Annotated in this window: 19 protein-coding genes, 1 tRNA gene and 1 pseudogene; 2 read left to right on the top strand and 19 right to left on the bottom strand. The window is 66.1% G+C overall.

The features are described 5' to 3' along the window. Nucleotides 1-12 precede the first annotated feature (12 nt). From E5790_RS09710 to birA, 8 genes and pseudogenes are all read right to left on the bottom strand, one after another. Nucleotides 13-735, bottom strand: coding sequence for a hypothetical protein (locus tag E5790_RS09710; RefSeq protein WP_111206501.1), 723 nt, complete (start codon nt 733-735; stop codon nt 13-15). Nucleotides 736-737: 2 nt separating this feature from the next. After that, a complete protein-coding gene (locus E5790_RS09705) occupies nt 738-1,571 on the bottom strand; it encodes a vWA domain-containing protein (protein ID WP_111206503.1) in 834 nt (277 codons plus the stop codon). A gap of 454 nt (nt 1,572-2,025) precedes the next feature. Beyond that, nucleotides 2,026-2,202: pseudogene (locus tag E5790_RS09700) on the bottom strand (Presumed portal vertex protein); the annotation flags it as partial. Between the two features lie 147 nt (nt 2,203-2,349). Then, a complete protein-coding gene (locus tag E5790_RS21910; protein ID WP_168708236.1) occupies nt 2,350-2,523 on the bottom strand; it encodes a hypothetical protein in 174 nt (57 codons plus the stop codon). 136 nt (nt 2,524-2,659) lie between these two features. Continuing rightward, a tRNA-Thr gene (locus E5790_RS09690) sits at nt 2,660-2,735 on the bottom strand. A gap of 40 nt (nt 2,736-2,775) precedes the next feature. After that, complete coding sequence (locus tag E5790_RS09685; RefSeq protein WP_111206505.1) at nt 2,776-3,630, bottom strand: SPOR domain-containing protein; 855 nt, start codon at nt 3,628-3,630, stop codon at nt 2,776-2,778. A 9-nt stretch (nt 3,631-3,639) separates the two neighbouring features. Further along, on the bottom strand, nt 3,640-4,371 hold the full coding sequence (locus E5790_RS09680) for a type III pantothenate kinase (RefSeq protein ID WP_088480267.1): 732 nt from the start codon (nt 4,369-4,371) through the stop codon (nt 3,640-3,642). Next, nucleotides 4,368-5,336: a bifunctional biotin--[acetyl-CoA-carboxylase] ligase/biotin operon repressor BirA gene (birA, locus tag E5790_RS09675; RefSeq protein ID WP_014645623.1), complete on the bottom strand. Its 969-nt coding sequence runs from the start codon at nt 5,334-5,336 to the stop codon at nt 4,368-4,370. The genes E5790_RS09680 and birA overlap by 4 nt, the downstream gene beginning before the upstream one ends. 144 nt (nt 5,337-5,480) lie before the next feature. Here birA and E5790_RS09670 point away from each other — a divergent pair, with 144 nt between their 5' ends. Then, nucleotides 5,481-5,765 carry a hypothetical protein gene (locus E5790_RS09670; protein ID WP_014645622.1) on the top strand — a complete coding sequence of 95 codons (285 nt, stop codon included), beginning with the start codon at nt 5,481-5,483 and terminating at the stop codon, nt 5,763-5,765. After that, nucleotides 5,732-6,523, top strand: a complete 792-nt coding sequence (locus E5790_RS09665) for a M90 family metallopeptidase (protein ID WP_168708235.1) — start codon at nt 5,732-5,734, stop codon at nt 6,521-6,523. The genes E5790_RS09670 and E5790_RS09665 overlap by 34 nt, the downstream gene beginning before the upstream one ends. An 85-nt stretch (nt 6,524-6,608) precedes the next feature. On the opposite strand, the gene E5790_RS09660 is transcribed toward E5790_RS09665, so the two are convergent. From E5790_RS09660 to E5790_RS09610, 11 genes are all read right to left on the bottom strand, one after another. Next, complete coding sequence (locus E5790_RS09660) at nt 6,609-8,033, bottom strand: sensor histidine kinase (protein ID WP_014645620.1); 1,425 nt, start codon at nt 8,031-8,033, stop codon at nt 6,609-6,611. Between the two features lie 25 nt (nt 8,034-8,058). Continuing rightward, on the bottom strand, nt 8,059-8,742 hold the full coding sequence (locus tag E5790_RS09655) for a response regulator transcription factor (protein WP_004136763.1): 684 nt from the start codon (nt 8,740-8,742) through the stop codon (nt 8,059-8,061). Between the two features lie 73 nt (nt 8,743-8,815). After that, on the bottom strand, nt 8,816-9,190 hold the full coding sequence (locus E5790_RS09650; protein ID WP_014645619.1) for a hypothetical protein: 375 nt from the start codon (nt 9,188-9,190) through the stop codon (nt 8,816-8,818). A gap of 213 nt (nt 9,191-9,403) precedes the next feature. After that, nucleotides 9,404-10,435, bottom strand: coding sequence for a tRNA dihydrouridine(20/20a) synthase DusA (gene dusA / locus E5790_RS09645; RefSeq protein WP_168708234.1), 1,032 nt, complete (start codon nt 10,433-10,435; stop codon nt 9,404-9,406). A gap of 94 nt (nt 10,436-10,529) precedes the next feature. Further along, nucleotides 10,530-12,935 carry a peptidoglycan-binding protein gene (locus E5790_RS09640; protein ID WP_111206514.1) on the bottom strand — a complete coding sequence of 802 codons (2,406 nt, stop codon included), beginning with the start codon at nt 12,933-12,935 and terminating at the stop codon, nt 10,530-10,532. A gap of 25 nt (nt 12,936-12,960) precedes the next feature. Beyond that, the gene (locus E5790_RS09635) at nt 12,961-13,554 is read right to left on the bottom strand and encodes a lysozyme inhibitor LprI family protein (protein ID WP_111206516.1); all 594 of its coding nucleotides are present in this window, start codon (nt 13,552-13,554) and stop codon (nt 12,961-12,963) included. Nucleotides 13,555-13,782: 228 nt separating this feature from the next. Further along, nucleotides 13,783-14,460, bottom strand: a complete 678-nt coding sequence (locus tag E5790_RS09630) for a hypothetical protein (RefSeq protein ID WP_032956264.1) — start codon at nt 14,458-14,460, stop codon at nt 13,783-13,785. Between the two features lies 1 nt (nt 14,461). Next, nucleotides 14,462-14,740: a hypothetical protein gene (locus E5790_RS09625; protein WP_049405458.1), complete on the bottom strand. Its 279-nt coding sequence runs from the start codon at nt 14,738-14,740 to the stop codon at nt 14,462-14,464. Next, complete coding sequence (locus E5790_RS09620) at nt 14,740-18,228, bottom strand: DUF1983 domain-containing protein (RefSeq protein ID WP_111206517.1); 3,489 nt, start codon at nt 18,226-18,228, stop codon at nt 14,740-14,742. Before E5790_RS09620 ends, E5790_RS09625 begins: the two co-directional genes overlap by 1 nt. Beyond that, complete coding sequence (locus E5790_RS09615) at nt 18,225-18,830, bottom strand: tail assembly protein (protein WP_111206519.1); 606 nt, start codon at nt 18,828-18,830, stop codon at nt 18,225-18,227. The genes E5790_RS09620 and E5790_RS09615 overlap by 4 nt, the downstream gene beginning before the upstream one ends. Beyond that, on the bottom strand, nt 18,823-19,563 hold the full coding sequence (locus E5790_RS09610; protein ID WP_111206521.1) for a C40 family peptidase: 741 nt from the start codon (nt 19,561-19,563) through the stop codon (nt 18,823-18,825). Before E5790_RS09610 ends, E5790_RS09615 begins: the two co-directional genes overlap by 8 nt. Between the last annotated feature and the right edge of the window lie 16 nt (nt 19,564-19,579).

The following is a 19,579-nucleotide window of genomic DNA, read 5'->3' as shown; positions in this document are numbered from 1 at the left end:
GTCAGATCCTCCTCATGACCTGGTAACCGAAGCGATGATCAGTGTTGAGTCATCGCGACGCATTCGGCCCGCGGCACGCTCCTTCTCTACGAGCTCAACAAGCTCATGCGATTCTCGGATACTGCACAAGGATTCCAGTGCTGACGCATCTCCTCTCTCTTGATGGGACAGAAGCCAGGCACCAAGCGCATCGGTCATGCACAGGAGGAACCTGTGCCCTTGCTCCTCATACTCCCATTCGTGCACAGAACAGTGCAGACCGTCCGGCTCGTTCAGATCGATCCTTGTAGACAGCAACGTCGGCCTGTCCAGAAACTGCTCCGAGCTGCCATATGGGACTGATGCCAGCATCTTGTCCCCATCGAGCCATACGGCAAGGCTATCTCCGACGGCGGAGATCCTAACCAAGTTTGATTCAGGGAGGTCCTGAACGACTAGCAGCGTGGCAAAGCTTCCCCGCTGGTATGCGGCTGCCTTTGACCAGGTGAGCTGCTCCGGGTCATGCATAGCCTCGTAGGCCTGCGCACAGGCCCCGACCGCAGCCACCGATAGATCTTCATCAGCCATGCGGTCAACAAGGAGCTGCGCCCAATTGCGGGCGTCAAAAGACTCTGACGCCCCATCGGCCAGAACGATCCTACCCACGTCGGGGGCTAGGCGGTAGGCATCCTCATTGTCGCTCGGTGACTCTTCGTGCTTAGCCACCGTCCCCTCAAACAGAACCGACAGGGCCATGATCAGCGCAGCTGCGCGGCCCTCGTACCGATGTCGAAGAAGTCGACGATCTCTGCGATTTCACCATTGAACACGAAGCCCTTCGATTCCATAGTTGCCTTGATACCCTTTTCCTCGGCAACCTTTTGGAGATGCGGAGGCAGAGCACTGGACATCCGGTACAGCAACTTCGCGTAAGAGTCACTCAAGCCAGCGTCGGAACTTGGGAACTTGACCGGATCTCCACCGCTCGTGCTCACATGCAGATTGAACAGCAGCACGCTTCCATCGTTAGTGCTGATCTGCTGCAATTGATGCGCAAGCGACTCGGGATCGCCATCTGTCGACTCACCATCAGTAACGTGAAGTACCGTCGGAGGGTAGCTGTCTGGGTGCGCATCACACCAAGCAGCCAGCTCACCAGCCGCGGCGGTGATTGCGGTGCACATCGGAGTGCCGCCGGAGGCACTGGCCTCAAACCAGACCGGGAACTTGATCGACTGATCGACGAGTCCGCCAGCACCGTCGTCAATGCGCTTGGTTCGGTTCTCCACACGGAGCGGATTGGCTTCAATCTCGGAAATGGGATGGAGAACTGTCGACGCGAGCCCACCGCTCAGGCCATTGCTGGCAGAGGATCCTGAATAGCCCAGGACACCGACCTCGAAGTAGTCCCGGGTGCCTTCGGACTTAGTGCATCGAGTGATCAACGTAGCGAGCGTGCGATTGAGCACGTCCGCAACGAATTGTGCCTTGGATTTGCCGTTCTCCATGTTGTCCTGCATGGAACCGGACTGGTCGACAAGGAAAAGGAAAGCCGTTGGGCTGGTCCTACTAATCTCAGCGGTGTAAGTCATCAATATCCCCTGGAGTCTGAAAGGTGTGAGGCAGTGACGATCTCGACAAAATTAGACCAGATCGCCCCCTCTCCTTATCATGCCGCGCCCGCGCAGAAACCTCCACCAGCGACCTCACGCAGGCGGGTGGGATTTTTCTGACAACCTAGGCAAGGGTCAACTGAGCAACTCTGCCCAAAGCAGTGGGGTCTCCGGCCAGAGACCAAATGCTTGAGCGGGCCAGCGTCGCCGAACTGCCGGGACTGCGTCTAAGGCTCTCTCGCTGGAACACTGAACCCCGGTACGCAGCGCGCAGTCGTGACGATGATCCGGTAGAGCTTTCGCAGGAACATCCGCTTAACTTTTTAATTGACGATGGTGTTCCAGAACTCCATCTCCTCGCCAGCAATTAACTTAGGCAGCTCACATAACACGTGATAGCGAACACCAGACTGTGCGCGGCTCCTGACATGGCGCGGCGACGCTCGACATACCCCATGCCGAAGGTGGTGTAGTCCAGCGCCAGCTGCGAGAACGCCTCGCGGCTCAGCAGCCGGTGCGGTCGGAACGTGCGCACCAGCATGTTGCGTTTGAATGTCAGGCCGCTGTGCAGATACGGGTTGGAGCGCGTGGTGCGCGACAGCCCTTGCAGATCCGTGGACCAAGGATCTGCGCGCGGGCCGTGAAGTGTCTACAGAGCTACCGAGACGAACGAATGCAGGCCCATGGGCGGCCGGTACCGATCAAACCTGAGCAACGACGCCTTCTGGTTTCAGAGTCCGGCACCCCTCTCACGAAATCAGCCCTCGACAGCACCTGGCAACGCCTGATCCGCCGCGCGGTTGCGGAGGACGTGATCGAGAAGGAGCAGCGGTTCGCGCTCCATGGCCTGAAGCATCGGGGAATCACCGACAACGAGGACAAGGCCGCTGGCGGCCACGTGACCGAGGCCATGCGTCAGCTGTACGACCATTCCGTACTGGTGGTAAGAGCGGCCGTGAAACCAAAAAGAGTCGCTAATTTTCCCAGTAGACGAACAAAGGCCAGCGCACCGCACTGGCCTTTTCCGTTGAAACCCCTGTTTTTAAGGGGTCTCGGCGCTTCCCGAGTGGTGCCGCTTATCCGAATCGAACGGATGACCTACTGTTTACAAGACAGTTGCTCTACCAACTGAGCTAAAGCGGCATGGGTGGTGCACCGGCGGCAGCGCCGCGGTCCGGGGATTCTAGCGCAACCGCGTGCATTCCAGCGACCGGCTCTGTGCCGCCCCGCTGCGCTGCTGGGCCTGGGCCGGCTGCGTGCCCGCCGCCAGTTGTCCTTCCAGCCACCATTGGCCGGCGTCGCCGCTGGCCACCAGGCGCGGCTGGAAGCCGGCGGCCTGCACCGCTGCCATGCGGCGCTCGGCGCCTTCGCGATTGCGGTACTGGCCCAGCGCCACGGCGTTGGCCTCCTCCCCCTGGCTGATGATGTAGTAGTCGCTCAGGCCGGCGGCGACGATACGTTTCACGGTGGCCTGCGCTTCATCACGATTGGCGGCGGCCGGCAGCATCACCCGGTAACGGGCGCTGCCGCTGGCAGCGGGCTGTTCGCGCAGGCGCACCTGGCTGAGCAGCGTGCCGGCCTTGCCTTGCGCACCGGTCGCGGCAGCGCGGTCGGCGAACGGGCCCAGCGCGACGCAGCGCGGCGGCTCGGCGGCCGCGGGCGGGGTTACGGGCTTTTCCGGTGCCGGAACGGGTGCAGGCGGTGTTGCCGGCTTGGCGGCGGCAGCAACCGGCGTAGCGTCAGCCGTCTGCGGCTTGGGAATTTCCGGCTTGGCCAGCACGGCCGGCGCGGGTGCGGGCGTCGCAGCCACTGCGGTCTTCGCGGCCGGTTCGCGCTCCATCAGCGGTGCGGTCGGGGCGGCGGCGGTGGCCTCGGCTGCGGCATTGGCATCCGCGCCACCGGGCACCCAGCGCAGCTCGGCCACACCAGCGGGTTGCGGCGGCGGCGCAGGCTTCTGCGGTGCATCGCGCAGCAGCCACCAGCAGGCGACGCCAAGATTGAGAACGGCCAGTACGACGATCAGGGCACGGGTCAGCATGCGCGGATACTAGCCTGCGGGCTGGTGCACCGCCCAGCGGGCGAGGCCATCCAGCACCAGCGAGGGGTGGTAGTCGGCGCCCGGCAGCAGCGGCATCAGCGCCGGTGCGCCGCCGCCGTGCACCAGCAGCGACGGCGCTACGCCCAGCAGCGCGTGCGCCTGCTGCGCACTGCGTTCAATCAGCGCCACCGCAGCGCCATCGCAACCGGAGGCCAGCGCATCGGCGGTGTCGTTGGCGAACTCGCTGTAGTCGCCGCCGGTAGCCGGCAGCTGCACGGCGCGGGCGTGCAGCGCTTCGCGCATGGTCGTGGGCGACGCGGAAATGCGGCCACCGTGGTGCTGGCCGTCGGCGTCGAGCAGGTCAATCGTCAGCGCGGTGCCCACGCCGACCACCAGCACCGGGCGCTGTGCCTTTGCGGCAGCCAGCAGGGCCAGGAAGCGGTCGACGCCGAACTTTTCCGGCTTGGCGTAGGCAATGCGCACACCGGCGCATTCGGCGCTGGTGCGCACCACGTGCACGTTTTCGAAGCGGCGTTGCAGCTGGTCCAGCATGGCGCTGGTCAGCGAGGGTGCGGCCACGCTGGCCACGAACGCGGTGGTACCGCTGGGCAGGCTGTGCGGCGGCTGCCCGGCCATGCCTTCGGCGCCATGCGCCCAGGCCTGCACGTCACCGGCACGATCTCCCTGCAACGGCGCGAACTTGAAGCGCGAGTTGCCGAGGTCGAACAACCAATCGCTCATGCTGCCCTCACGCTGACTTCGCCGGCGTGCAGCAGGCGCTCCTGGCCATCGATGCGCACGCGCAATGCGCCGTCATCGGCCAGGCCAAGCGCGGTACCGTGCTGCCACTGCCCGTCCAGTTCCACGCGTACTTCGCGGCCGGCCAGCATGTCGAAGGCGGCGTAGCGCGGCAGGAACGGAGCGAGGCCTTCGCGATCGAATTCCTCCAGCGCCGGCAGCAGACGGGCCAGCACGGCGGCAACGACCACGTTGCGGTCCACCGGCTTCCCGGCCAGGGTGTCCAGGTCCACCCACGGCTGGCTGATCTGCTCGGCGAACGACGGCGGCATGTGCGTGTTGATGCCGATGCCGATCACCGCGCGCGCCGGGCCGGCGTATTCGCCACCGCCTTCTGCGAGCAGGCCGACCAGCTTGCGCTTGCCATCGACGATCAGGTCGTTCGGCCACTTCAGCTGTGCCTGGGCATAGCCCAGGTCGTGCAGCGCTTCAGCCACGGCGATGCCGGCCACCAGGCTCAGCCCGGCCAGGCGGCCGAGGCCACCGGAGTACAGGCGCAGCACCGACAGGTAGATATGCGCGGCCAGCGGCGAGGCCCAGGTGCGGCCACGACGGCCACGGCCACCGGTCTGGCGTTCGGCCAGCAGCACGCTGACCCCGCGCTGGGGCGCGCTGCACCGCAGCAATTCAGCGTTGGTGGAGTCCACCGTCCAGGCCACCTGCAGGTCGTGCAGCAGCGGCAGAACCCCGGCCGGCAGGCCAGCACGGATCGCCGCCGGGTCCAGCAGGTCAACCGGGCGGGTCAGGCCATAGCCCTCGCCGGCACGGCCCTCGACATCCACACCGGCGGCCCTAAGTCCTTGAATACGCTTCCAAATAGCCGCCCGGGTCTGGCCCAGCTCACGAGCCAGGGCGTCGCCGGACAGGCGACCGGCAGCGAGTTTGGCCAGCAATTGGCGATCGTCCACGGCAGCTTCCACGAAGTCAGGCAGGAATTATGCGGGAAAGCCGCCAGCGACGCCCGCCACGCTGGGTTCCGCGGGGGCTTCCAACGGGGCGACGGGTTCGGGCTAGAATCGGGAACTCACCCTCCCTTAACGTGGATGTCGTCAATGCGCCGTTATGCCCATTGCCTGATCCTGCTGATGATGCCCTTCGCGGCGTCTGCGACGGCAGCGCTGGACGACAGCCGCGGCGCCTGCGTGTCCTCCAACGGTGATGCCGCCTCGCAGCGCGCGCCGACCGCGACTGCCTCGGCTGCGACCACCAAGCCGGCACCGGTACGCCCTGCGGCCAGCAGTGCCACCAGCACCGGGGGCGGCGGCAGCGACGATGACGTGCTGCAGCGCATCCGTGCGCCGAAGTGGCACAGCTACCTGCCGGGAATGTTCCGCTGATCAAGTCGTTGCTGCAGTGGCTGCGGCCTACGCCGCGGCCGATCAACGATGCACTGTGGGAACACGCCTGCCGCCGCGCGGCCTGGCTGGACGGACTGGACGACGAACGCCGCGCGCGCCTGCGCGTACTGGCCACGCGCTTCCTGCACGAGAAGACCATCACCCCGATCGGTGAGCTGCAGCTGCAGGCCGGTGACGGCGTGCTGCTGGCCGCGCTGTGCTGCCTGCCGCTGCTGGCGTTCGGTGAGGTGGGGCTGGAGGGCTGGTCGCAGCTGATCGTCTACCCCGATGCCTTCCGCGTGCACCGCAGCCACATGGATGCGGCTGGCGTGCTGCACGAGTGGGATGACGAGCTGATCGGCGAGTCGTGGGACAGCGGTCCGTTGATCCTGTCCTGGGCCGATGTGCAGGCCGACCTGGCGGCGCCGCACGAGGGCTACTGCGTGGCGGTGCACGAGATGGTGCACAAGCTGGATGCGCTCGATGGTGCGATGGACGGTACGCCGCCGCTGCCGCGCGAATGGCAGCGCGAGTGGGCGGGCACGTTCCAGCGCGCCTACGACGCGTTCTGTGCGCAGGTGGACGCAGGCGAAGAGACGCTGATCGATCCGTATGCGGCCGAGGCGCCGGAAGAGTTCTTCGCGGTGGCCAGCGAGTACCACTTCTCGGCACCGGATCTGCTGCAGCAGGCGTTGCCGGAGGTGGCGGCGCAGCTGCGACGGTTCTACGGCGAGCCGCCCAGGATCGCAATGCGGTAGTGCCGGCCGCTGGCCGGCAACCCCATGATCTTCGATGGCATTGCTTGGTTGCCGGCCAGCGGCCAGCACTACCGATCAACGAGGCTTACGGCCCTGGCGGCAGGCGCACTTCGAAGCGGGCGCCGCCCAGTTCGGCCGAACGGCCCACGGTCAGTTCGCCGCGGTAATCCTTGATCAGGTCCTGCACGATCGACAGGCCGATGCCGTGGCCCTGCACGCGCTCGTCGCCACGCACGCCACGCTGCAGCACCTTGCCGATGTCGTCCGGGGCAATGCCCGGGCCGTCGTCATCCACCGCCAGCAGCAGGCCGGCGCGGCGCGCGTTCGGGGCCGGCAGCGGCTGCGCGGTCAGCAGCACGCGGCGGTTGGCCCACTTGAAGGCGTTCTCCAGCAGGTTGCCGAGCAGTTCCTGCAGGTCGCCCGGTTCGCCGTGGAAGCGTGCGGCCGGATCGATATCGAATTCGCACAGCACGCCCTTGGAAGCGTAGACCTTTTCCAGGCCACGCACGATTTCCTCGGCATTGGACTCGATCGGCAGCGGCGCGGAGAACAGCTTGTGGCCCGACGAGGCCGCGCGTGCCAGCTGGTACGAAACCAGGTTGTTCATGCGCTGCAGCTGCACGTCCAGTTCCTCACGCAGCGCGCCGTCGCCGGCACCACTGTCCATCTGCGTGCGCAACACGGCAATCGGCGTTTTCAGGCTGTGCGCCAGGTCGGCCAGGGTGTTGCGCTGGCGCTCGAGGTTCTCGCGCTCGCTTTCGATGAAGGCGTTGATGCTGTCGGTCAGCGGTTCCAGCTCGCGCGGGTGGCGCTCGCTCATGCGCTCGGTCTCGCCGCGCTGCACCTTGGTCAACTCGGTGATCACCCGGCGCAACGGGCGCAGGCTCCACTGCAGGATGACGGTCTGCAGCAGCAGCAGGATCAGGCCGATGCCGCCCAGGTAGAACCAGACGCGGCCACGGAACACGCGCAGCTGGGCACCCAGCGCGCGCGAGTCTTCCATCACATAGATGGTGTACGGGAATTCGGTGGCAGGATCGGCGTCGGCGCCCCAGACCAGGCCGAGGCCGTAGCGGTACACCGAGCCTTGGCTGCCGTCGATCTGGATCATCGGCAGCGGGCCTTCGAACACCTCCTGACGCGGTGCCAGCAGGCCGCCGCCGACGGTGGGCAGCATCGGGCCTTCAGCGGACATCGAATTGCCCTTGCCGTGCGGCATCACTACCTGCAGGTACAGGCCACTGCCGGGCACGTCGAAGCGGGAATCCGGCGGCTGCTCGCGGATGTACAGCGAGCGGTCGCGGGTGAAGTCGATGCCGGCCGCGTAGGAGGTGGCGTAGTTCTTCAGGCGCTCACGCAGGTTCGCCTTCGCCGTGTCGGCGAAGGCGGCGTCGAGCGCGTAACCGGCCAGGGCCAGGAACGCCACCAGGCCCACGGACGCGGCGAGCATCTGGCGCGCCTGCAGTGAGCGCGGCCGCCAGCGTCGGAAGAACCACAGACGGCCGGACATCGTGTTATCGCCAGGGTGAGCCGGCTCAGCCCTCGTTGCGCGGGATCGCGAAACGGTAGCCGCGACCGCGTACGGTCTCGATCGGCTTCAGTTCGCCATCCGGGTCCAGCTTCTTGCGCAGGCGACCGATGAACACCTCCAGCACGTTCGAGTCGCGGTCGAAGTCCTGCTGGTAGATGTGCTCGGTGAGGTCGGCCTTGGAGACCAGTTCACCGGCATGCATCATCAGGTACTCCAGCACCTTGTACTCGTAGCTGGTCAGGTCGACATTGCTGCCGGCCACGCTGACGGTCTGGGCGGCGAGGTCCAATGCGACCGGGCCGCATTCCAGGGTCGGCTTGCTCCAGCCAGCGGCGCGGCGCAGCAACGCGTTGACGCGGGCCAGCAGCTCTTCGACGTGGAACGGCTTGACCAGGTAATCGTCGGCACCCTGCTTCAGGCCCTCGACCTTGTCCTGCCAGCTCGAACGCGCGGTCAGGATCAGCACCGGGAACTTCTTGCCTTCATCACGCAGGGCCTTGATCAGCTCCATGCCCGACATCTTGGGCAGGCCGAGGTCGATGATGCCGACATCGAACGGAACTTCGCGCCCCATGTAGAGGCCTTCCTCGCCGTCCTGCGCAGCATCGACGGCAAAGCCTTCGCGCTTGAGCCGGGCTGCCAGGGTCTCACGCAGCGGGGCTTCGTCTTCGACCAGAAGGATACGCATGAACTCTCCCTAGTGTCCTGGGTGTGGCCCGGAGGCCTGTGGGGTACGGGTTGATAGCGACAACTATCCCTGTTCAGGGGTTATCGCCGCGTAGTGATGACATATCCGACCGCGGCGTGCGCGGCTGTGAACGCGACGGGGCGGGGTCGTCCATGTAGCGGACCCGGCCCCGGTCGTCCATGTACTTCACCCGGTTGATATCACGACCATCGAACGGCACGCGCTCGGCACCGAGGATGTGACCACCCGTGGTGCGCTGCACGCGGCGCACGGCATCGGACAGCGAACGCTCGTCGCCACGGTTGCCGCGCTCGCCCCGCTCCATCATCTCCGCACGCCCCTGCTCACCCCGCGGCGGCTGCTGTGCCAGCGCCGACGACAGCGGCACGGCCGACAGGACCACGCAGGTGGCCAGGGCAATGCGGCGATGGAAGGGAGCGGAAGACATCGATGCGATCCTAGCCGAGCACGGCGATTCGTTCAAAAGTCGTAAATCCGGATGCCGGGTTCGGGGCCCGGCGCTTTACAAATCCTTTGCAAATTCTTGGTTTGGGGCAGTGAATCCGGTCTGAACTTTTCCGGCCGCGACCCCGCGATGTTCAGCTAGGTGAACATTCGGAACGAATCGCCGCGCCTTGTCAAGTCAGGAATGTGACAGCGGTCACGCTGCGGCGCGATCAGCGTCGCGTTCGGTCGCGGCAAGCGCCTGCTCGACCAGGCTCCAATCGGCGCCCGGGCGGTGTGCGCCCTCGCTCAGCACCTGGCGGAATGCGCGGCCACCGGGCTGGCCATGGAACAGGCCGAGCAGGTGGCGGGTGATGTGCTTCAGCGCCAGGCCTTCGCCCAAGCGCGCTTCCACGTAGGGGCGCAGCGCGCGCAGCAGGTCGCCGCGGGCCTGCAGCGGGGCGCCGGTCTGCAGCGCCTCCAGCTGATGCAGCAGGTAGGGATCGTGGTAGGCCGCGCGGCCCAGCATCACGCCATCGACGTGCGCGGCCTGCGCCTGCACCACCTCGACGCTGGCCAGGCCGCCGTTGAGCACCACCGGCAGCGCCGGGCGCTCCTGCTTCAGGCGGTAGGCCCAGTCGTACTTCAGCGGCGGAACCTCGCGGTTCTCCTTCGGCGACAGGCCCTTCAGCCACGCGTTGCGCGCGTGCACCACCACCATCGCGGCACCTGCGGCGACCTGGCGGTCGACGAAGGCGGCGAACACGTCGTAGTCGTTGTCCTCGTCCACGCCCAGGCGGCACTTCACCGTCACCGGGATCTCGACGGCATCGACCATCGCCGCCACGCACTCGGCCACGAGCATCGGCTCGCGCATCAGGCAGGCGCCGAAGCGCCCGGCCTGCACGCGGTCGGACGGGCAGCCGCAGTTGAGGTTGACCTCGTCGTAGCCCCAGTCGGCAGCGATGCGCGCAGCCTGCGCCAGCAGCGCGGGATCGCTGCCCCCCAGCTGCAGCGCCAGCGGCTGTTCGCTGCGGTCGAAGCCGAGCAGGCGCTCGCGATCGCCGTGGATGACCGCGTTGGCGTGCACCATTTCCGTGTACAGGCGCACACCCGGTGCCAGCACGCGATGGAACACGCGGCAATGGCGATCGGTCCAGTCCATCATGGGGGCAACGGACAGGCGCAGGGAATCGGCGTAACGGGCGGTGGCGGACGGCATCGGGGTGTTGATCGCGAAGACTGGCATTGCCAGTGAGATCAATAGTTTACACCGGACGGCTGAATGGCGGCGGGTGGCTCCGGGGCTGGCCGCTCGACCGGCCCCGGGGATACCGCGTGGCTTACAACCCGCGGTTGCGCACCTGTTCCTGCTGCTGTTCCTGCGCACGCTGGTTGAACTGACTGTCCAGCGCTTCGCTCTGCCGGCTGCTGGCCTCGACCGAGTGCGACACCGCCTGCTGGCGGTCGACGAAGGTCCGCTGCGCTGCCGGGTCACCCAGCTCGCCCTGCACCGCGAACAGGCCGGTGCCGTCCGGGCGGGCCACGACATGGTCGATCTGGCGCATGCCGGACACCTTGCTTTCGTAGGCCAGCTGGCCAGCCGCTCGTTCGGCTTCCTGCGGGTTGGCGAACAGCGGCTTCAGGCCGGCCTGGGCGCGCTGCTGTTCGAGCGCCTGCAGCTTCTCCAAAGCCTGGCCGAAACGCGCGTTGTCGGCATGCCCGGCGTCGCGCATGCTGGCCGGCGCTGCAGGTTCGGCCTGGGCCGGTGCCGCCGGCGCGATACCGGCCTTCACCGCGTTGGGCGCATCCACCTGCGCCAGGGTCCTGCGGCCGGCCTTGCCATCGTCGTCCAGGCCATTGTTGGCCTGGAACTGCTTGACCGCTGCAAAGGTGTCCTTGCCATACACGCCATCGGCGTGCAGCGGCTTGCCGTCGGCCCCGGCGTAGCCCAGCGCCGCCAGCTTGCCCTGCAGGGCCTTGACCTCATCGCCGCGCTCGCCCTGCTTCAGCACGCCATCGGCCATCGGCGCCTGCTGTGCACTGCGTGCGGCCTGCGCGGCCTCGGGGCCCTGCGCGTGGACCTTGCCGCCCAGGGTGATGCGGTCGTTGAGCATGTCACCTAGGAACCTGCGGTACTGATCGGGCTCGAGCTCGATATGAGCGTGCACGGCACCCGGGGTACCGGCATCGGACTGGCGGATCAACGGCGCACCGTACTCGACGAAATCACCGGTCTTGTAAGGGGTGGTTCCACGCGCACCGTGCAGCACCTGCCCGACCAGTTCGCGCTGCGGATGCCCGGCCCGATGGCTCCAGATGCTGATCGAATTCCACTTGTCATTGTTGACCTGGACATACCCGGCGACCGGATTGGGAATCATCACCTCCCGATCGCCGCGCGCATTGCTCAGGATCAGATCCTTGTGCACCAGCGGGATGCCGTTGCGATCACCGCGGGTCCGTACCGTTTCCAGTTCGCCCTCGACCATGGCCGACGGGCGGTCAGCCTTGGCGGCATTGCCGGTGCGCACGGCCTCGGCATTGGTGTTGGGGTGATGGATCTTCAGTTCGCGATAGGCATCCTCGCCACTGGTGCCATGGCGCAGTGTGCGGTTGCTGCTGCCGTTGCCAAAGGGTTCGACCACGACGATGCGCTGGCCACCGGGCGCGGCGGCGGCATCGGCTTCCCGCGCAGTCGCGGGTGCGGGTGCCGCAGCAGGAGTGACCGGTGCAGGCGTGGCCGGTGCCACAGGCTGCGCCGGCGTGTGCTCGCGTACCGCCGTATCCAGGGCCTGCAGGGTCTGCCGGCCGGCCTTGCCATCGACGGTCAGCCCATGCGCCTGCTGGAACTCGCGCACTGCATGCTCGGTATTGGCACCGTAGTGGCTATCGGCTGTCAGCGGTTGCCCGTTGCGACCGCTATGGCCGGCCTGGATCAGCTTGGCCTGCAGGGTCTGGACCTCGGTACCACGCTCGCCGGGTGCCAGCACGCCGTCGGCCATCGCCGATGCCGCCGCACGCTGGCCGCGCTGGCCGGGCTCAGGTTCACCGAACACCTGCTGGTAATCCTTGCCCCGGTAAGCCTCGGGGTTGTGGTTGACCTGGTCGTAGCGCGCCAGCCCGACCAGTGCGGTCTTCTCGGTGAGCGCACGATCACGCAGCGAATCCCACAGGGTGGGCGAGCTCTGGAAGTGCACCTGCACATTGGCGTGCTTGTAGTCCTGCACCGCGCGGACGATCTGCTCGTCACTCAGCTCAGTCAGCTTGAAGTCTTCGCCATAGGCCTGCTGCAGGCCCTTCTGGAACACCGACCGGGTCATGCCGCGGTACTGCACCGAGGTGCTCCACAGCGCATCCTGCACGGCCGCACCACGGCCGGAGAGATCGATGCCCACATCCTTCAGGCGGCCCATCTGCACGTCGTAGTACTTGTGCTGGATGAAGTCGTGCTGGTCCCTGGCAAACCCTGCCGGATCGGCGGCCGCCACTTCCTTCCAGCGTTCGGTGAAGGCCGGGGTTCCTGCCTGCAGGCCGTTGAAGCGGTTGCCATAGCGCGAGGCGGCGACGTACTCATCCACGCCGCCAACGTTGGTGGCGTACTGGTAACTGCCATACGACACGCCGCCATGGTCGCCCCTGCCGGTGGAAACGTGGCCGGGGCCGCGACCTCCGGTTTCGAAATGCGCCGACGTCTGGCCGCGATGCCAGTTGTCCATTGCCTGCTTTGCCTGGGTCACAACATCCATTTTCCTGCACTCCTTTGCGGGGGAATTACTTCGAGGTCAGTGCCTGCAGCACGTCGGCACGGTTGGCGGTGCGATTGATCCGGCAGGACTGCGCGTCCAGCATCTGCCCCTGCCCGTCTTCGGCAGGGTTCCAGCTGCAGTAGCGATTGGTATCGGACATGTAGGCGGCCTGCTCGTCCATCAGCCTATCCTTGTCCTTGCCATCGGGACCGTCGACGATCTTCATGAAGGCCTGCTCGAGTCGCTGCTCCTGCCAGGCAAGCTCCTCATCGCCACACGCCTGCAGTGCGGGGGTCTCGCCGCCGCTGGAGTTCACGCACGTGGCGTACTGCGGCCGCAGCGTGGCTTTGTTGTAGGAATCATCCGGGCGCTGCGGCGGCATGTCCTGATCATCGGCATCGGCCGCTGTCGTGGCAGGTGCGGCGCGTGCAGGCTCTGCAGTGGCGGGCGGCGATGCGGTGGCGGGCGCGGCGGCGGCGGGGGCAACTGCCGTATCCGCCTCCGGGCTCTTGGCCTGGCATGCTGCCAGGCTGAGGCCCAGGGCCAGCGCAAGCGCGGTGGCCCCGGCCCTGCCGAACGTTTCGCGGGGGGCCGCTGGAAGGTGGTTTGTTCCCTGCATTGCTTGCATCTCCTTGGCATCCAGGCACGTGGCCCGTCAACGCGGGGCCGTCCATCGGCCCCATCACGCGGGCAATGCTACGACAGCGACGGTTTCAGGTGCCTGACCGGCTTCAGAATGCGTGCGCGTCGTCTCAGACGCGAACGCGGAAGCGTCAGTGCCCGCCGCCGCCCCCGCCCACCTGTTCGATCAACTCGAGCAGGCCGATCTCGGCCAGCATGGCCGACACTAGTAGCCGGTTACATCAAGCACCGCGAGGGCTGCATTGTTCCCGGTATAGGTGAACCGGGTGGGTAGAGGTAGTCCGTAGTAGGGGCCGTAGGTACGCCGCGCCGTCTGCGTCATCCCGAACGTGATGGTTCCACCGTTGACCGCCCCTCCGGAAACACTTACGTCCTCGTGTTGCAGGTATTCCTGCGGATCGCCCCATCGCTGGAACGTGTTCGCCGAATCGTACGCGTGAACCAGGGGCATCACTGCCCAGGCACGTCCAGGATCAAACTGGGCGCTCCCCTGCCAGCCAGGCCGTGTCGACGCAGAACGAAGGCCAGCCACCCGCGCGGCTTTCCGGCCTGCGTCGAACATCAGGCGGCCGGCACCGTCACGGATGATCAGTCCAAAATTGCTTGGTGGCTCCTGCGGTGGCGCGTACACATACCACTGCACCACTGCGCCGGGCGGACCAAACAGATACAGCCCAGCCGAATAGCCGTCGATCTGATTGTAGTACTGGCTTCCAACCACCGAGGTCGAACGCACGGCAACCATGCCGGCATGGTTGCCGATGTACCTGCTTCCTTCGCCATCCAGCGTGGTAGTGCCTTGAGCCAGCATGGCGAGTGTCGGGAAGGCATCGTCGATCAGTACGGTGCCCCAGTCATTGATGATCTTGATTCCTGCAGTCATATCAGCGGGCCCATATTTCGACGATGCCGGGATAGCGGTCCTTGGCGGGAACATTGACGTGACGCCAGCTGACGATGCCGGAGGCCACGTCGATGGAGAAGTCCGGGGCATACCTGCCGCGAGCAACCGCCGTCAGATCGGTATCTTCCGGTTGCCGGGAGAAGGCTGCGCTGCCGTCGACCGTGCTGTACTGGATGCTTGCAAGCACGCGGAACAACCTGCCTTGCGGGTCATAGCCCAGACTGCCATCCGCATTGAAAACCTGGATTCCGACTGGCATTACCACACCCCCATCTGCACGCGCAGCGTTCCTGCTGCATCAAATACCTGGATCACGTTGTTGACGATGGTCAGATAGCCACCATTGTCGGGGCCGGTCATCGTCATCGCGCCGCTCTTGTCCAACCGCCAGCGTGGCTGCCCTCTCGCACCCACCGCGTTGGACTGGATGAAATCACCGATCATCGCGTTCTGGATCCTGCCGTTCCCGATCAATGCCTGACTGATGAAGGTCTGGCCGTTCTCGACCACGAAGGGCGTGGTGATCTGTCCATTTCTCTCGTTGATCAGCGCGAAGCGATCGGCCTGCATCAGGATCTGGCTCTGGTAGCTGCCATCTGGCTGCTGCTCCACGCCCAGACCCATGCCGGCCATGTAGATCTGCCCGGCGCTGGTGATCTGCGCCTTGACCGTATAGGTCGCGCTGACCTTGCCATCCAGGTTGACCACGGCCTGCGAGACCTGCTGGACCGCGGCGCTGACGCCCTCGATTTTGCCTGGAACACCTTCGATGGACGCTTCGACCGTGTCCACGCGCTTGGCCAGTGCCGCGTCCTTCTCGGCCATCACGCTGTAGACGGTGATGGCGCCGGCGCTGACATCGTTCTCGCCGACGTTGTAGTCCTCCTCGCCGGCACTGTGGTCGCTGACCTGGGCGAACAGGCCATCGACCTTCTGCCCCTGCGCAGCCACCTTGCCATCGACGTCGGTCACGTCCATTTCCAGCTGGTCGACACGGCCGACGATGGCGCCCGCCTCGGCGATCGCGTCGCCGATGCTCTTCCAGTGGCTGCCCGGCGGCGTCTCGTTGCCTGCAGCGGCGCCCTGCCAGCTCCAGATCCGGCCGTCGTGGATGACGGTCTGGCCCGGGGTGTAGATTGCCGAGGCATCCCAGACCAGCGGCAGCACTTCGGTGACGCGCTCGATCTTGCCCTTCAGCTGTTGACCCAGCGCGCTTTCGTTGATGCGGCCGGCGAAGTAGGCGTCGTAGTCATCCGGGTTGCTGCTGGACTCACCCATCACCCCGGCTTGCGCCGGATACCACGGGCCGATGTTGCCACTTCGATCCACCAGCCGTCCCCAGAACCAGAAGCGCGCGCCAGCGGCCAGGCCGTTCATCTGGTGCTGGGCCTGCGGGTAGGCGAAGTCGCCCAGCTTGATCGCGCTCTCGCGATTGGGGCCAGTGCTGTACCAGAGTTCGGTCCGTTCGGTATCGGTTGCACCTGCGGGGAAGCCCCAGGACAGTGCGATGCCGAAGGGGCGGGCAGTGCTGGTCAACGATGCCAGCGAGGGGGGCGGCGTCGTCTTGCCTTCAATGGTGGTGAGCGCGCTGAGCGTCGGCTGCGACACCGCGCCCAGCGCATTGACCGCGCGTACGCGGGCCAGATACTCGCCTGCGTAGACGCCCCGCACTTCCAGGCTTTGCGTCCCGACGCGACCAGCGCGGACCCAGTTGAGATCGCCACGGCGCCATTCCACGTCATAACCGATCGCCTTGTCCGCAGCATCCCACTCGATCGTGAGCACGGAGGTAGCGATGCCCTGGTCGACCACCACATGCGAGGCCATCCGCACGTTGGCCGGTGCCGGCTGCACGCTGGGCGGGATGATGCTGATCGGCGGCTGATCCAGGCGCGTGCCGTCGTCGATGGCGGCGTACTTGCCCGGCACGTGCTTGAGCGCGGTGATCTGATAGGTCAGGTCCTCGCCTTCGCTGATCGACAGCACGCGATAGTGCTGCAGGGCCAGCTCCGGCGATTCCAATGCCCAGACCGACTGCGCCACCGGCACCGCCGACCACGGCGCGCTGACGGTCACCGTCTCGCCGTCCACCGACTGCACCGTGCGTGCTTCGGTCTGCCCGCTGGGCAGGGTGGCACGCAGGGTGTCACCGGCCGCGATCTGTTCCGGCATCCGGTCCAGCACCAGGCTGCGCGTGCCCGCACTACGGATGCGGCCCGCATTGCGGCGGCCGGCGCGGTTCGGGTCGGCCACCTGGATCACATCACCGGGCATGCAGCCCAGCGCATCCAGGCCCACCGAGAAGCTGATCGTCTCGGTTTCCAGCATCTCGGTATGCAGGATGTGGTTGCCCACGCGCTGCGCCTGCGAACGCGAGTGGCAGCCCACCGCCGTCACTTCGGTCTGGTTGATGCCGTAGCGGGCCACGCCAGGCAGGTGCTGCACCACTTCGACCTTCTGCCGGCCGAAGTCGTCCGGATCGATCCACGACACCAGGGCCACCGTGTGCCGCGCCGTTCGGCTGCTGCCGGCATAGTGGAAGCGCCCTTCGATGACGTTGGCCTGGCTGTAGGTCAGCACCGGGTCCTTGGGCATGTCGGCCGAGGCCATCACCTGCCCCGCCGCATAGAAGCTGATGCCGCGGAACATGGTGGCGATGTCCTGCAGCACGCGGTAGGCCTCGGCGCGGGTCTGCAGATACAGGCTGCAGGTGAAGCGCGGCTCCTTGCCGCCCTGGCCATCGCTGACCAGTTCATCGCAGTAGCGCGCGATCTGGTACAGCCGCCACTTGTCCACCCAGTCCAGCGGAACACGATGGCCCAGGCCGAAGCGATCGTTGGTGACGATGTCGAAGAACACCCAGGCCGGATTGTTGGTCCAGCCACTCTTGAAGGTACCGTCCCACACACCGCTGTAGAGACGGCTGAGCGGATCGTAGTTGGAGGGGATGCGTACGATGCGGCCCCACAGCTGGTAGGACCGGGTGGGAATGTTCTGGAACTGGCTGGCATCAACCTGCACCGCCGCCAGCGCACAGTTCGGATAGCGCAGCTTGGCATCGATGATCTCGGTCATCGACAGCACGTTGATGGTATCGGCGATGGTGCTGCTGTTGGCGTTGGCGGTCAGCCGGCGGATGCGCACCTGCCACTGGCTGCCGGCAGGCAGATCGATGCGGCGGCTGCGCTCGTACTGGCTGGTGGTCTTGCCGCTGAAGGCATCGGTCAGCACCGTGCTGAACGGGCCGCCGTCGGTGGACAGATCCACCGCGTACATGATCCGGTAGCCTTCAGTGTCGCCGTTCTCGGTGTTGGTCTTCTGCAACGCCGGCACCGCAAAGCGGATACGGACGGCTGACAGATCGGCACCCGATACGGTGCGCACCACCGGCGCATCGCTGCGCAGCTCGACGTTGACCCCGACTTCGTTCTCGATGGAGGGGAAGCCGCTGATGTGCTCCTGGTCCTGGGTGCCGGAGCGCGTCTGCACGTCCACGCCGGAGAAGTTCAGCGTGCCGTCCGGATTCTCGATCGGCACCTGGTCCAGGTAGATCGACTGCTTGCCGGCAACCAGGCCACGGATCTCGCCCTCGCTGGCGAGGTCGATGATGCGGGCCACCGCCATCGAGTGCAGGCTGTCGGCGGTTTCGACCGGGGTTCGGGCGTTACTCGCGCCCTTCTTGGCACCCGCCAGCACTGGCGTGGCTGCGCCGCGCGTGCGCGGCGTGGGATGAGTGGTCTGATTCAAAACTGGTCCTCCGCCAGGATGCCGCCGCTGATCACGGCCGAGCCGATGAACATGCCCTTGGTGTCATGGCCGCCATAGGCGACCGGCACGGGGTTGCCTTGCGCCTGCGTGTTGACGGTGCCGTTCATGCTGTAGCTGGGCGCGTTTTCGGGTGTGTCTTTGGCACCCAGGCCTTTTGGCTGGGGGGAGAGCATCTGCACAACGCCACCGGCAATCATGCTGGCACCGGCAACGATGACGTTGGGGCCATAAGCCGCAGCCGGCGTGTAAAGCATGATGATGCCCACGACAACCATGACAACGCCCGCAATCGTCTGCAACACGCCCCCACGCTTGCTACCCACCATCACCGGCGCAATACGGATGTCATCCTGTCCCGGCGGGTCGTGCAGCTGATCCCGCGACAGGTTCTGCCGCCCGTTGAACACGGCAAACTCCATGCCCTTGGCCTTTGCGCCCATCAGGTACTGCTGGAATCCCGGCAACATCGTGCACAGCGCATGCACCGCCTCGGCCGGGCTGTTCACCGCCAGCCGGAACCTGCGCCCAAAGCGCGCACCCAGCTTGCCGTACAGGCGGATCGTACGAAGACGGTCAGTCATGGCGCACCTCGCGATGGCGGACGATGCAACGGGTGCGCTCGGCCCACATGCCGCCGTACGGTACGGTCTCGGACAGGCGGCCATGCAGGTGATGCAGCATCTGCCCGTCGCCGAGGTAGATGCCCGCGTGGTTGGTGACCGGCGAACGGATCTGCATCAGGATCATGTCGCCCCGCTGCGGCTCGCCCTCGATCAGGTCGAAGCCCTCGGCGTGCAGCCGTTCAAGGCTGTACAGGTCCTGGCCGTGGCTCCACCAGTCGTCCTGGCGTTCGTACTCGGACAGCGGGATGCCCAGTTCGCGTGCGTGGAAATCGCGGACCAGGCTGTAGCAGTCCAGCACACCGTGGGCGAACTGGCGACCGACCAACGGTGCCATGTAGCCCATGGGATGCAGGGTCTGCAGATCACCGCACAGCGGTGCCTCGCCTGTTACCTGGCCGACGCTGACGATGTGCCAGGTCAGCCCGCTGCGCTCGCACATGACCCGATCGGCGTCGGACGGCGTTGCGGCGGCATCGGGATGGCTGTGCACAAGGGCCAGCACCTCGCCCTTGTCCTCGGCCACGGCATAGTCCTCAGCGGGCAGGCGGAAATGCTCGCTGGGCGTGGCGGCCACGTTGCGGCAGGGAAGATAGCGTTCGTGGCCTTCAATGGCCACGATCAGCCCGCAGCATTCGCGCGGGTACTCGGCCACGGCGTGCGCCTGGATGGCCTGCAGGGTTGTCGGTTGCATGTTTCACCCATGAAAA

Source organism: Stenotrophomonas sp. PAMC25021, assembly GCF_004795795.1.
GTDB classification, from domain to species: Bacteria; Pseudomonadota; Gammaproteobacteria; order Xanthomonadales; family Xanthomonadaceae; genus Stenotrophomonas; species Stenotrophomonas muris.
This window is presented reverse-complemented; position numbering and strand designations above follow the sequence as displayed.

What these genes read in the sequence shown, in the direction of transcription:
- E5790_RS09710 (WP_111206501.1), bottom strand. Translation starts at nt 735, where the DNA reads ATGGCCCTGTCGGTTCTGTTTGAGGGGACGGTGGCTAAGCACGAAGAG.
- E5790_RS09705 (WP_111206503.1), bottom strand. Translation starts at nt 1,571, where the DNA reads ATGACTTACACCGCTGAGATTAGTAGGACCAGCCCAACGGCTTTCCTT.
- E5790_RS21910 (WP_168708236.1), bottom strand. Translation starts at nt 2,523, where the DNA reads ATGGTCGTACAGCTGACGCATGGCCTCGGTCACGTGGCCGCCAGCGGC.
- E5790_RS09685 (WP_111206505.1), bottom strand. Translation starts at nt 3,630, where the DNA reads ATGCTGACCCGTGCCCTGATCGTCGTACTGGCCGTTCTCAATCTTGGC.
- E5790_RS09680 (WP_088480267.1), bottom strand. Translation starts at nt 4,371, where the DNA reads ATGAGCGATTGGTTGTTCGACCTCGGCAACTCGCGCTTCAAGTTCGCG.
- E5790_RS09670 (WP_014645622.1), top strand. Translation starts at nt 5,481, where the DNA reads ATGCGCCGTTATGCCCATTGCCTGATCCTGCTGATGATGCCCTTCGCG.
- E5790_RS09660 (WP_014645620.1), bottom strand. Translation starts at nt 8,033, where the DNA reads ATGTCCGGCCGTCTGTGGTTCTTCCGACGCTGGCGGCCGCGCTCACTG.
- E5790_RS09655 (WP_004136763.1), bottom strand. Translation starts at nt 8,742, where the DNA reads ATGCGTATCCTTCTGGTCGAAGACGAAGCCCCGCTGCGTGAGACCCTG.
- E5790_RS09650 (WP_014645619.1), bottom strand. Translation starts at nt 9,190, where the DNA reads ATGTCTTCCGCTCCCTTCCATCGCCGCATTGCCCTGGCCACCTGCGTG.
- dusA (WP_168708234.1), bottom strand. Translation starts at nt 10,435, where the DNA reads ATGCCAGTCTTCGCGATCAACACCCCGATGCCGTCCGCCACCGCCCGT.
- E5790_RS09640 (WP_111206514.1), bottom strand. Translation starts at nt 12,935, where the DNA reads ATGGATGTTGTGACCCAGGCAAAGCAGGCAATGGACAACTGGCATCGC.
- E5790_RS09635 (WP_111206516.1), bottom strand. Translation starts at nt 13,554, where the DNA reads ATGCAGGGAACAAACCACCTTCCAGCGGCCCCCCGCGAAACGTTCGGC.
- E5790_RS09630 (WP_032956264.1), bottom strand. Translation starts at nt 14,460, where the DNA reads ATGACTGCAGGAATCAAGATCATCAATGACTGGGGCACCGTACTGATC.
- E5790_RS09625 (WP_049405458.1), bottom strand. Translation starts at nt 14,740, where the DNA reads ATGCCAGTCGGAATCCAGGTTTTCAATGCGGATGGCAGTCTGGGCTAT.
- E5790_RS09615 (WP_111206519.1), bottom strand. Translation starts at nt 18,830, where the DNA reads ATGACTGACCGTCTTCGTACGATCCGCCTGTACGGCAAGCTGGGTGCG.
- E5790_RS09610 (WP_111206521.1), bottom strand. Translation starts at nt 19,563, where the DNA reads ATGCAACCGACAACCCTGCAGGCCATCCAGGCGCACGCCGTGGCCGAG.